An 11851-nucleotide genomic window follows, 5' to 3' on the forward strand; every position below is an offset into this window, starting at 1 on the left:
GCTCCGTATGTCTATGATCAACCTTGAACTAAACTTCTAAAAATGGATTTTAGCAATAACCTTACCAATCCCTTCCCTGAAGATCCGCACAGCTTCTCTACCCCCAATGCGGCCCATATGCACCATGTAGATTGGGACCTGCAGGTTGATTTCATGCAGAAGAAGATCACGGGCAGCGGCGTGTACCACATAAGGCATCAACAAGCCCCGGAGGTCATATTTGACGTGCACCACCTTAAGATTACGGGTGTTTGGCTGGAGGATGAACCGCAAGCTGTGGATTTCTCCTTCACCCAGGAAAAACCGTTTTTGGGCCAGGGTTTGAAAATCCCGCTAAAACCAGGCACACAGAAAATCAGGATTGCGTTTGAGACTACCGCCGAGGCAGCGGCCTTGCAGTGGCTGGAGCCTGAACAGACAACCGGTAAAAAGGAGCCTTTTCTTTTCACGCAGTCGCAGGCGATTCTGGCCAGAACCTGGCTCCCCTGCCAGGACAGCCCCAGTGTCAGGTTCACCTATACGGCCCGGGTGCAGGTTCCGCCGCACCTTTTGCCCCTGATGTCCGCCGATAATCCGCAGGAGAAAAACGAGGACGGGGTGTACTTCTTCCGGATGGACCAGCCCATTCCCTCTTACCTTCTATCATTGGCGGTGGGCGACTTGGCCTTCGCGCCTTTGGGCGAGCGTTGCGGGGTGTATGCGGAGCCCGGTAGCCTGAAGGCCGCCGCCTATGAATTCGCCGAAACGGAACAAATGCTGCTGGCCGCCGAGAACCTGTACGGACCTTACCGCTGGGGACGCTATGACCTGCTGGTGCTTCCGCCTAGTTTCCCCTTCGGGGGCATGGAGAACCCTAAACTCACCTTCGCCACGCCTACCATCATTGCCGGAGACCGTTCGCTGACCAGCCTGGTCGCGCATGAACTAGCCCACTCCTGGTCGGGGAACCTGGTGACTAATGCCACTTGGAACGATTTCTGGCTCAACGAGGGCTTCACCGTGTACTTTGAGCGCCGCATCATGGAAGCGCTGTACGGCCCTGAGTACGCCCAAATGCTCCACACCCTAGGCTACCAGGATTTACAGCACACGTTGGAAGAACTGAGCCAAAAACCGCAAGACACCTGTCTGAAACTGAACCTGGAGAACCGTGATCCGGACGAAGGCCTGACGGAGATCGCCTACGAGAAAGGCAACCTGTTCCTGTGCCGGCTCGAGGCGCTGGTAGGCCGCGCCCGCTTTGATGCCTTCGTGAACAAGTATTTCGGCACGTTTCAATTCACGTCTATGGACACAGATCGTTTTGAGCAGTTTTTGGAAAAGGAGCTCCTAAACGGAGACGATGCGGTAAAGCAACAGCTAAACGCCGAAGCCTGGATCCACTCCCCGGGTATTCCCGAAGGCATTGTTCCTTTACAGGCCAGGCTCTTTGAGAAAGTGGCCGCTGAACTACAGCGATGGGAAACCGGGACCCCAGCCAACCAACTCGCAACTGAAAACTGGAGTACCCATGAGTGGCTGTACTTCCTGAGCAACTTACCCAAGACCCTTGCCCATGCCAAAATGCGTGAACTAGACAATGCTTTTGGCTTCACCGCCTCGGGCAACGCCGAGATCCAGGCTGAGTGGCTGAGGCATTCCATAAAGCACGGGTACAAAGAGGCCTATCCGGCGCTGGAGGCTTTTCTGGTGCGGGTAGGTCGCCGTAAATTCTTGATGCCGCTGTACAAGGCCTTGCTGGAGACTGAAAGTGGAACTGACTTGGCCCGGGAGATATACCGGAAGGCTCGCCCCAACTACCATTCCGTATCCACCAGCTCCCTGGATGCGCTGATCCAGGCTACACCATAACCTAAAAAACAGCGCAGCCCGCTGGTTTTGAACCAACGGCCTGCGCTGTTTTGGTGAGGTGTTTTTGGTGTGTGTAAGGGATGATTAGTGGTTTTCGGCTCTCCGGTTCACGGCGGTTTCCGCAATCATGGTCAGCTTCTCATCGGTCATTTTCTCCTCGTTCAGGATTTCCTTCAGGTGGTTCAGGACCTCAGTATGGCCCAGGAATTTGGCGTAGGTGCAGGCGGTTCCGTAACCGGCAATCTCATAGTGCTCCACGCGCTGGGCGCAGGCGATGATTCCGGCATCCATTACTTCCTGATCGGCGTCATGTTTCATGAACTCACGGGCTTCTTTGATGATACCCTCCATGGCCATGCATTTTTCACCACCGCCGCTGATACCCAGAATCTGGAAACAGTTCTCCAACCGGGCTATCTGCTGCTCTGTCTCCCGCATGTGGGTTTCCAGGGCATTGGCCAGCTCGGGGCTAGAAACCATTTCCATCATTTCGGGCATTGCCTTCAACAGTTGCTGCTCAGCATTATAGAGATCCTTCATCTGGTGGATGAACAAGTCATTCAAGGATGTTAATTTCATAGCTCTTCTATTTAGTTAAAAAATCAAGCGTGTCATTTTTATACGGTCTTGGAGAAGGGTAGTTCAGTGGATGGGAGAAGATTCTAGGCTTATTTATGTACCTTGGCTTAGTCTGTCCGTTACCAGCAGTACACCGTATAAGCAGCAATCAAAGCTTTACCAGTAAATAGTAGCATACATGACCAAACTTGAGCTAGCCCCCAAAGGCATTCTCATCGCCGTAGGCGGAAACGAAGACAAAGGCACCTACCCTCGAGATAAAAAGCAGTTTCACCTCAATTTCTTTGAACTGGGCATTCTAAAGCGCATTATTGATGCCATGGGTGGCCACGAGGCGCAGGTAGAGATTATTACCACCGCGTCTATGATCCCCGAGGAGTTGGGCGCCCTTTACCTGCATGCGTTTGAGGTGTTGGGCTGCAAGAAAGTGAGCGTTATGGACATACGGGAGGAAATTGACGCCCAAAAGCCCGAGTACCTGGAGCGGCTGAAAAAAGCCAGCGGCGTCATGTTCACCGGCGGCGACCAGTCCCGCCTGTTCCGGATCTTCTCAGGCACGGCCTTTCACCACATTCTGCTGCACCGCTACCACCACGAGAAAGGCTTTGTCATTGCCGGCACCAGCGCGGGCGCCATGGCCATGTCAGACATCATGATCAAGGGAGGCAGCAGCCAACGCTCCCTTTTAAAAGGCTCGGTGAAACTTGACCGCGGACTGGCCTTTCAGGAAAACGTCATTTTTGACTCCCATTTTGTAAAACGGGGTAGATTCGGGCGGCTGATGGAGGCTGTGGCCACGCACCCGTTCAAGATCGGCATCGGGCTGGGGGAAGATACCGGCGTCATGATCACACAGGGCAATGTCATTGAAACCATCGGCAGTAATCTGGTCATTGTGGTGGATGGGCATCACATCAAGCACAACAACGCCTCTTACGCCGCTCCGGGTACGCCCCTCTCCATTGAGAACTTCCGGATGCACGTACTGGCCTTCGGGAATTACTATGATATCCGGGAGCGCCGCTTCTTTGTGGGGGCGAAGCAACTGGCCAATGAATAGGCGACTACATAGTTTTAAAGCCGATTTTAAAAAATTAGCCTTGAAACAGCGTCAGTCCTGGTAAATGGCCACGACCGGCTCTTGGCCAGCCACCCAACTGCCGCGGTACATGCCTTCTGAGTTGAAGGGCAGCGCCACGTTTCCTTTGGCATCCACAGCGATGAGCCCGCCTTCTCCGCCCATCTTTTTGAGTTTGTCCATCACCACCAATTCAGAGGCTTGGGTCAGCGACAGCCCTTTGTATTCCATGAGGCAGGAAATGTCATAAGCTACCACGCTGCGCATGAAGAACTCGCCGTGGCCGGTACAGGAGACAGCGCAGGTGCGGTTGTTGGCGTAGGTTCCTGCCCCTATAATAGGAGTATCCCCGATGCGGTTGAAGTTCTTATTGGTCATGCCGCCGGTAGAAGTAGCCGCCGCTAGGTTGCCGTGTAGGTCCACCGCCACGGCCCCTACCGTCCCGAATTTTTTCTCTTTCGCCTGGGAATGGTCCAGCATGTACACGTCCGAATCTCGCAGGGCTTGCCACTGGTCATAGCGCTGCTGGGTGAAAAAGTACTCATCCGGTTCAAAGGCGATGCCCCGGTTCCGGGCAAATTCCTCGGCGCCTTGCTGGCACAGCAGCACGTGGTCTGAATGGCGCATGACCTCATTGGCCAGCCTAATGGGGTTGCGTACATTCCTCACCCCGGTGATGGCCCCGGCCCCCAGGGTTTTGCCGTCCATGATGGCGGCGTCCATCTCGTGGGTACCGCGCTTGTTGAACACAGAACCCCTCCCGGCATTGAACAAGGGACAATCCTCCAGCGAGACCACGATGGCTTCCACGGCCGCCAAGGCAGATCCTCCCTTCTGCAGAATGGCATGGCCTATGGCCAAAGCTTCGTGTAAAGCCAGCCGGTACTCCTGGTCCATTTGCTGGGTTAAGGAGGCTCTGGTGATGGTTCCGGCGCCGCCGTGCAGGGCAAGGGCAAATCTTTGCTTGTTCTCCATATTTCTGGTGTCCTTTGGTTCAGGGAGTTATGAATCAGACTTAAAAAACTATCCTTTACAGCCCCAGGCGCGCCCTAAAGAAGGCCCCGGATGGTTGATAAATTTAAGTCCGGCTGGTGGAATCTTAACCCCCTATTCTTTGTATATTTGTATAGTTACTTTACTAATCTATTAAAACTATCACCTATGTCTTTTGATGTACAAGGAAGATTGCACGAAATCTTTGACGAAACCCAAGTGAGCGAAAAATTCCGTAAACGCGAATTCGTTTTGGAGATCCCAGACGGCTCTTATACGCAATATGCCAAGTTTCAGCTTACCCAAGACAAGTGCGGTATTCTTGACAACTACAAAACAGGCGATGAAGTGAAGGTTGCCTTCAACCTGAGCGGGAAACCCTTCACCAAGAACGGTACCACCATGTACTTCACCAACCTGCAGGCCTGGAGAGTAGAGCACGCCGGAAGCGCCGCCCAGCCGCAAGCGTCAGGAGGAAACCCTTACGCCGCTCAGCAGCCGGTTAAATCCAGCTCGTCTTTCATCAGCGATGACATGGACAACGATCTTCCTTTCTAAGTTTGATCCTTCGTTAAAATCTATAGAATGCGGCCTCCCAAAGGGCCGCATTTTTTATGCCCTCAGGATTCCTTTCCCGGAAGACAGCGAAAAGTAGGTTTTTTCCGTAGTGCCCAATATCCAGGTAAACTGGAGCAGCAGCGCACATGGCAACAGACAAAGAAACGAAGGTAATGATAGTCACCGGGGCAAGCTCCGGAATTGGGAAGGCCACCGCAGAAGCATTGGCCAAAGAAGGCGCTCAGGTGGTGATGGTCTGCCGGAACGCTCAAAAAGGGGAACAGGCCATTGCCGACATCAAAAAGAAGGTGCCCGATGCCTCCCTTGACCTCTACCTGGCGGACCTTTCTTCCTTAGAAGAGGTAAGACGCGTAGCCCAGGACCTGAAGGAGAACTACCCGGTCATTGATGTGCTCATCAACAACGCCGGCCTCATTCCCGGTCACCAGGAAACCACGCCAGACGGTTGGGAAATGGCTTGGGCCACAAACCACCTGGCTCCTTTCCTGCTCACCAACCTGCTCATGGACTCTCTTTTGGCTTCTGAGCAGGGCCGCGTGATCAACGTGACCTCAGAGGCGCACCGCTTGGGCCAGATAGATTTTGAACACGCAGGCAAACCCGTGAAGTACAGCGCCATCACCGCCTACGCAGACTCCAAGCTGGCCAACATCCATTTCACTTATGAGCTGGCGCGCCGCACCGAGTTCACCAACCTGACCGTCAACTGCCTGCACCCGGGCGTGGTAGCCACCAATTTCGGGAGCAACAGCAATTTCTTTATCAGGAGCCTCTTTCGGTTTAGCCGGCTTTTCATGAAAACGCCCGAAAAAGGTGCCCAGACCACCGTGTACCTGGCCACTTCTCCGTATCTTAAGTTTATAAGCGGCAAATACTTCAAGAACAGCAAACAGGTGAATTCAGCCGCCGATTCCAACAACGCGCACGTAGCCCGCCGCCTGTGGGACCTTAGTGCCGAACAAACCGGCTTTTAGCCTGTTTTTGATAAATCACCGCTAAACCAACACGTCGGTTACATGCAGGAAATGTATCTGTTGATTCTTCAGGGCGAAGGCGAGAAATTGGAGTTCAAGAAAACCATCACCCACCCGGCCCGTATCGCGCGTACCTTGGTTTCCTTCGCCAATACCCGCGGCGGCCAGATTCTGGTAGGCGTGCAGGACGACGGCACCATCTGCGGCGCCGATCCCGAGGAGGAAAAATACACGCTGGACAAGGCCATCCATTCTTTCTGTGAACCGCCGGTACAGGTGATCTACGAAGAAGTGGATATGGACGAGGGCACCATCCTGAAAGTCATCATCCCGGAGAGCGACACCAAACCGCATTTGGCCAAGGTGAAGGAAGACGACTGGCGCAGCTACATCAGGGTCAAGGACGAGAGCGTGCAAACCAGCAAAATGGTAGAGAAATCGCTCACGCTGGAACCCGCCACCGAGAGCATTGAAGACGTGGTGGACCACCAGCAGCAGCGCATCCTGGAGTTACTCAAAAAGTACCGCAAACTCACCATCAAGGATTTCATGCACATGGCCAACCTTTCCAAACAGCGAGCCCGCCGCCTATTGGTGTACATGGTGCTGCAGGGCCAGATAAGGATGCACGACAAGGAAAAAGAGCCGTTCTACACCTTAAGCTAGACTTTCAATATATTGCCTCAAGGCCACACGAAGGAGAAGAAGCCACTGGTCTCCACCTCCTCTACTTTTTGCGTGAGGTCTGCCAGGTACATGGACTCGTTTACTTTTTCCTGGTGCAGCTCCAGCGCCAACTGGCCGTCTGGGTCAAACCACGCGGAGGCCCAACCTACCACCACTCCTATCCCAAGCGTAAATAAAACCTTCATAGCTGTCTGTTTTTAAGCTGATTTAAGGAAAACAAGGCATAAACTACCGGACCTCGCGGCGACAGGAATCCCACAGTCCCACCAGGAAAACCAACCCGCTGGCGGCCAGGCTGTACCACATCTGCGGCACGAACCACGCGGATCCTTTCGCTTGGAAAGCCGCCGCCGAGAACGTGGGCCAGCTGTACGGATAGTACCCGATGTGCTCCCAACGCGACCCAATCAGGAAAGCGAGCGTGAACAGAATGCCTAAGCCAATGCTCAAAGCGATACTCTTGAACCGGAAACTAAGGCAGAACTGCAGTGTGAAGATGCAAAGGGAGCCCACCAGAATCCGGAAAGCCCCCAGGCTGATGCTCTGCACGTGGTGGAAGTTCTGGAAACCCAACTCCGGCCGAAGCCAGCCCAGCAGGTAACCGCCTCCCAGCATGCCCAGCCAGAAAGTACCATAAGCCAGGATTACCAGCGCCAGCAACAGCAGGTACTTGTTCAGAAACACCGTCCACCGGGGCACGGGCAGCGCGTACAACTGCTTCCACCCCCCAGATTGGTGCTCAGTGCCGTTCACCAGGGCCGTGAGCAAGGCCAGAAACAACGGAACGAGCAGCTGCGCCGTGGCCAGGAAATTGTTCGTTGCCCAAACTAACCAAGGATCAGAATTAGACTTCAGGAACAGGTGTCCCTTGAAGAAAAACACCAGGAACGTCATGCCTACTATTGAGAGCGGCGCCAGCAAAGCCAGCCACAGCGCCCAGGTGTGTTTGATTTTCAAGGCTTCCGCCGACAAGCCTCGGCTTGCAAAAGTGAGTGCGGTGTTCATGGTTAGGCTTGCAGGAATGGTTGAAGATGGAGGCTGGCGGAAGAATCAAAGGCGGGAAGCTCTGTCATGGAAAGGAACACTTCCTCCAGGCTTTGGGCGGAAAACGCCAGGTTATATACCGCCACGCCGCCTTCTACCAGAAACTGGTTCAAGGCCGCAGCCTCTTCTTTTTCCTGCACCGCTACCCGCAGTCTTTGGTTGTCCAGGGTTTCTACGGCGTGGCCTAAGTAAAGCAATATCTCTTTCGCCAGCAGCACGTTACCCACTTCCACCTCAACGGTTCTGGCTTGCTGCGTGGCTTTCTGCAGTTCCTGTATCCTTCCCTGGAACCTGAGTTGCCCCTGGTGGAGAATGCCCACGTGCGTCACCGTTTTCTCCATCTCGCTGAGCAAGTGGCTGGACAAAAAAATGGTTTTACCGTGCTCCTGGTTTAGGTCTTTGAGCAGTTCCCGCATCTCCCTGATGCCGCTGGGGTCCAAGCCGTTTGTGGGCTCGTCCAGAATCAACAACTCGGGGTCAGGAAGCAAGGCCAGTGCAATGCCCAGCCGCTGGCACATTCCTAGCGAGTACTGTTTTACCGGTCGGTGGGCGTCTTGCCGCAGGCGAACAATCTCCAGCACCTCGTCTATGCGGCTTTTCTTCAAACCAAGCATTCTGCGCATGACCTCCAGGTTGTCTCTTCCCGAGAGATGCCTGTACAGGCTGGGCGTTTCTATCAAGGCCCCTACCCGCTGTAATACCTGCACCCGATTGCGCTCCAACTCCATCCCAAATAACCGGATGGTTCCGGCAGTTGGTTTTAACAGTCCTAAAAGCAACCGAATGGTAGTTGTCTTGCCGGCGCCGTTGGGTCCCAGGAAACCGTAGATGCTACCCTCCGGAATGTCAAGGTCCAGGTCTTTGAGTATCTCCAGAGCGCCGTAGCGGCAGTGAAGCTGGTGGGTGGATATGAGCGGTTCTTTCATGGTCTTGCGGGTTGGATAGTCCAAATGAACACCTTCCCTTCGCCTGCTGCAACTAAACTATACCAACGGCCCGTCCACCGGGACCAACCCCGGGATTCTCCCCCTCAACCCTTTCGTCGATACAAAACCAGGCTTGGTCTAGTTCTTGGGAAATGTGCAGGATAAGCTCCGCTGAATGGTTAGTTTTGGGCTCGTTTCTAAGAAAATGATGAAAAAACGGCTTCCGGTTCTATTGCACCTGTTACTTTGGTTTGCCCTGTTGGCATTCGCCCTCTGGGTGCATTTCAGGGTAGACCGATTGGATTTGCCTTTGTCCTGGGTGGCTATGGACGTGGTGCAGACCTTTGCGTTTCACCTGGCGCTCTTTTACTTCAATTGGTTTGTATTGCTCAGGATTTTGGCCAAAGGCAACGTGCTAGGGTATGCTCTAGCGGTGGTTTCTACCATCGCCCTTTTCGCGGCGGTGCGCAGCCCCATTGAGGTGTTCCAGATCACGCAGGAGGCGAGCGTAACCCCCAAAATGGCCGAGCAGATTGCCAAGCACCCCAGCATGCTGGACTTCAAAACTCAAATGATGCAACTGGGCGTCATGGGCCTGATGAACGTCTTTTTAAGCTCGGCTCTTAAAGTAACCGGAGACTATCTGCGCACGGAGCGGCGGCGCAAGGAACTGGAACTGCAGCATACCACCACCGAGCTGGATCTGCTCAAGGCGCAGGTAAACCCCCACTTCCTATTTAACACGCTAAATAACATCTACTCACTCGCTTACCAGAACGCACCCTCAACGCCAGATGCCATTCTCAAGCTCTCTCTCCTACTCCGGTACCAGCTCTATGAAACCAACACGCCCGTGGTACCGCTGGCCCGCGAGTTGGAGCACGTTGAACACCTCCTTGACCTGCACCGCCTCCGGCTCACCCAACCAGAGTTGCTCACGCTGGAGGTTCAGGGAGACATCTCAGGGCTTTTACTGCCGCCCATGCTCCTGATGCCGCTGGTGGAGAACATGTTCAAGCATGGCCTTTCCTCGGCACCCATGCAGGTGCACCTGTCAGCCCAAAACGGAGCGCTGACCTTTACCACCAGAAACCGAATCAAAGCCCTAGCCGGTACCCAGGACAACTACGGCGGCATAGGATTGCAGAACCTAAAGCGCCGACTAGAACTGCTGTACCCCGGAGCCCACACCATTTCTACCTGGCAGGAGGACCAGGATTATATCGCGGAGCTTTCCTTGACCAGACTTTCCTAAACCGCTACCTTCACCAGATGCAACTGACCTGCCTCGCCATTGACGATGAACCGCTCGCGCTGGACATCATGCGCTCCTACATCGGGAAGATTCCTTTTCTACAGTTGGTGCAGACCTGTTCCAGTGCCCTGGAGGCCATGGCGGTTTTGCAGCGGCAACCGGTAGACTTGCTGTTCCTGGACATTGAGATGCCTGAGATCACCGGCGTGCAGTTTGTGCAGTCGCTCTCGCACCGGCCAGCGGTCATCTTCACTACGGCCTATCCGCAGTATGCCCTGGACGGTTTCACCCTGGATGCGGTGGATTACTTGCTCAAGCCCATCCCCTTTGACCGGTTCTTCAAGGCGGTGAACAAAGTCTACGAGCGGGCCCAACTGCAAGCCGCCACTCCCTCACCTTCTTTGCCAGTTCTGCCCCAGACAGACACCGAGGATTTCATCTTTGTGAAGGCAGATTACAAGACCTTGCGGGTAAACCTGAAAGACATTCTTTTCATTGAAGGTTTGAAGGACTACGTGATCATCCACACGGTAAGTCGCAAGATTATCACGCTGTTATCCATGAACAAGATCATGGAGAAAATACCCGAGCAGGACTTCGCGCGCGTGCACCGGTCCTATATCGTGTCGCTGGCGCACATTGAGAGCATTGAGAAAGGCCGGCTCAAGATCAAGGACCAGGAAATCCCTATTGGCGACAGCTACAAAGAGGTTTTCATGCGCTGGGTGGAAAGCAAGAACCTTTAACAGACCGTTTGTTTTAGGTGTGTTTTCCCAAAATCAGTCCTAAAAAGACTTTTCTAACCAAGGGTAAAAGGTGACCATTCTGGCTGGATTTCTGTAGCATCAGCGCTGTTTTCAAGATTTCGATTTAGGGCCTCTTTTCTGAAAACAGGAGCTAAACGGCTCTTCCATAAGTCCTGAACAAACGTTTGTCACTCGTACGGATTACCGATGCAATCCTGTATCTTTGGGCGCTTTTAAAAATCCTTCAAAACAACAGACATGCAAGCATTAAGAGGAACAGGTGTGGCCTTGGTAACTCCCTTCCAAGCCGATCTTTCCGTAGACATTGAAGCCTTCGGGCGCCTGATTGATTTCAACATTGAGAATGGCGTGGATTACCTAGTGGTGAACGGCACCACCGGCGAATCGGTGACCACCTCACCCGAAGAAAAAACCCAGCTACTGGCTTTTGCTAAGGAACGCATTGCCGGCCGCAAACCACTGGTATATGGCCTGGGCAGCAATGACACGCACTATGTGCTGGAGCAACTCAAAAAAATAGATTTCACCGGCGTAGACGCCATTTTGTCGGTTTGCCCTTATTATAACAAACCCTCGCAGGAAGGGGTGTTCCTGCATTACACCGCCATTGCCGATGCCTCTCCCGTGCCGGTGATTTTGTACAACGTGCCCGGCAGAACCGGCATCAACATCTCCGCGGCTACTACCCTGCGCCTGGCCAAGCATCCCAATATCATCGGGACCAAAGACGCCAGCGCCAACATGGAACAGTATATGACCATTCTGGAGGAAAGACCAGAGGGGTTCCTGGTGATCTCCGGCGATGATATGCACACCGTTCCGTTGATCTCCGTGGGCGGGGATGGCATTATCTCCGTGTTGGGCAATGCGTTTCCAGAACGGTTCAGCCGTATGACGCGCCTGGCCCTGGAAGGCAACTTCACCGAGGCCGGGGCGCTACAACGTTCCTTCGGGAAAATCAACCCGCTTATGTACGAAGAGGCGAACCCTGTGGGCATTAAACTGGCCTTGAAGGAAGCCGGTATCTGCGAGCCCTTCGTTCGCCTACCCCTGGCTCCTGCCTCTGCCAGCCTGGTGGAACGCGTGCAGGTTGCGGCGGCTCCTCTATTACGGTAAGC

13 protein-coding genes are annotated in these 11851 nt (G+C 53.9%); 8 read left to right on the forward strand and 5 right to left on the reverse strand.

All coding sequences use genetic code 11. The features are described from left to right. The first annotated feature begins 42 nt into the window (after positions 1 to 42). Positions 43 to 1851, forward strand: coding sequence for a M1 family metallopeptidase (locus FOA19_RS13925; RefSeq protein WP_223808897.1), 1809 nt, complete (start codon positions 43 to 45; stop codon positions 1849 to 1851). Between the two features lie 84 nt (positions 1852 to 1935). Here the strand turns inward: FOA19_RS13925 and FOA19_RS13930 are convergent, their stop codons facing one another. Then, a complete protein-coding gene (locus FOA19_RS13930; protein WP_149091400.1) occupies positions 1936 to 2430 on the reverse strand; it encodes a YciE/YciF ferroxidase family protein in 495 nt (164 codons plus the stop codon). A 178-nt stretch (positions 2431 to 2608) separates the two neighbouring features. On the opposite strand from FOA19_RS13930, the gene FOA19_RS13935 reads away from it, so the two are divergent. Continuing rightward, positions 2609 to 3490, forward strand: coding sequence for a cyanophycinase (locus FOA19_RS13935; RefSeq protein WP_149091401.1), 882 nt, complete (start codon positions 2609 to 2611; stop codon positions 3488 to 3490). Between the two features lie 51 nt (positions 3491 to 3541). Here FOA19_RS13935 and FOA19_RS13940 read toward each other — a convergent pair whose 3' ends face one another. Beyond that, entirely contained in the window at positions 3542 to 4483 is a 942-nt protein-coding gene (locus tag FOA19_RS13940) for an isoaspartyl peptidase/L-asparaginase family protein (protein ID WP_149091402.1), read from the reverse strand. Between the two features lie 186 nt (positions 4484 to 4669). On the opposite strand from FOA19_RS13940, the gene FOA19_RS13945 reads away from it, so the two are divergent. The 3 genes from FOA19_RS13945 to FOA19_RS13955 all read left to right on the forward strand — a co-directional run bounded on the left by FOA19_RS13945 (position 4670) and on the right by FOA19_RS13955 (position 6720). Continuing rightward, entirely contained in the window at positions 4670 to 5059 is a 390-nt protein-coding gene (locus FOA19_RS13945) for a DUF3127 domain-containing protein (protein WP_149091403.1), read from the forward strand. 146 nt (positions 5060 to 5205) lie between these two features. Then, positions 5206 to 6054, forward strand: coding sequence for an SDR family oxidoreductase (locus FOA19_RS13950; protein WP_149091404.1), 849 nt, complete (start codon positions 5206 to 5208; stop codon positions 6052 to 6054). Positions 6055 to 6096: 42 nt separating this feature from the next. Further along, positions 6097 to 6720: an RNA-binding domain-containing protein gene (locus FOA19_RS13955; protein WP_149091405.1), complete on the forward strand. Its 624-nt coding sequence runs from the start codon at positions 6097 to 6099 to the stop codon at positions 6718 to 6720. Between the two features lie 17 nt (positions 6721 to 6737). Here FOA19_RS13955 and FOA19_RS13960 read toward each other — a convergent pair whose 3' ends face one another. Genes FOA19_RS13960 through FOA19_RS13970 form a run of 3 tightly spaced genes read right to left on the reverse strand, consistent with a single transcriptional unit; the run spans position 6738 to position 8711 of the window. Beyond that, complete coding sequence (locus tag FOA19_RS13960; protein WP_149091406.1) at positions 6738 to 6926, reverse strand: hypothetical protein; 189 nt, start codon at positions 6924 to 6926, stop codon at positions 6738 to 6740. A 43-nt stretch (positions 6927 to 6969) separates the two neighbouring features. Further along, on the reverse strand, positions 6970 to 7746 hold the full coding sequence (locus tag FOA19_RS13965; RefSeq protein ID WP_149091407.1) for an ABC transporter permease: 777 nt from the start codon (positions 7744 to 7746) through the stop codon (positions 6970 to 6972). Between the two features lie 2 nt (positions 7747 to 7748). Continuing rightward, a complete protein-coding gene (locus FOA19_RS13970) occupies positions 7749 to 8711 on the reverse strand; it encodes an ABC transporter ATP-binding protein (protein ID WP_149091408.1) in 963 nt (320 codons plus the stop codon). A 205-nt stretch (positions 8712 to 8916) separates the two neighbouring features. Here FOA19_RS13970 and FOA19_RS13975 point away from each other — a divergent pair, with 205 nt between their 5' ends. The 3 genes from FOA19_RS13975 (at position 8917) to dapA (ending at position 11849) form a co-directional block, all read left to right on the forward strand. After that, positions 8917 to 9966, forward strand: a complete 1050-nt coding sequence (locus FOA19_RS13975) for a sensor histidine kinase (protein ID WP_190300406.1) — start codon at positions 8917 to 8919, stop codon at positions 9964 to 9966. 17 nt (positions 9967 to 9983) lie between these two features. Further along, complete coding sequence (locus FOA19_RS13980) at positions 9984 to 10712, forward strand: LytR/AlgR family response regulator transcription factor (RefSeq protein WP_149091410.1); 729 nt, start codon at positions 9984 to 9986, stop codon at positions 10710 to 10712. 258 nt (positions 10713 to 10970) lie between these two features. Beyond that, positions 10971 to 11849 carry a 4-hydroxy-tetrahydrodipicolinate synthase gene (gene dapA, locus FOA19_RS13985; protein WP_149091411.1) on the forward strand — a complete coding sequence of 293 codons (879 nt, stop codon included), beginning with the start codon at positions 10971 to 10973 and terminating at the stop codon, positions 11847 to 11849. Positions 11850 to 11851: the final 2 nt, after the last annotated feature.

Origin of the sequence: Rufibacter hautae, assembly GCF_008271695.1 — a bacterium.
Lineage (GTDB): Bacteria > Bacteroidota > Bacteroidia > Cytophagales > Hymenobacteraceae > Nibribacter > Nibribacter hautae.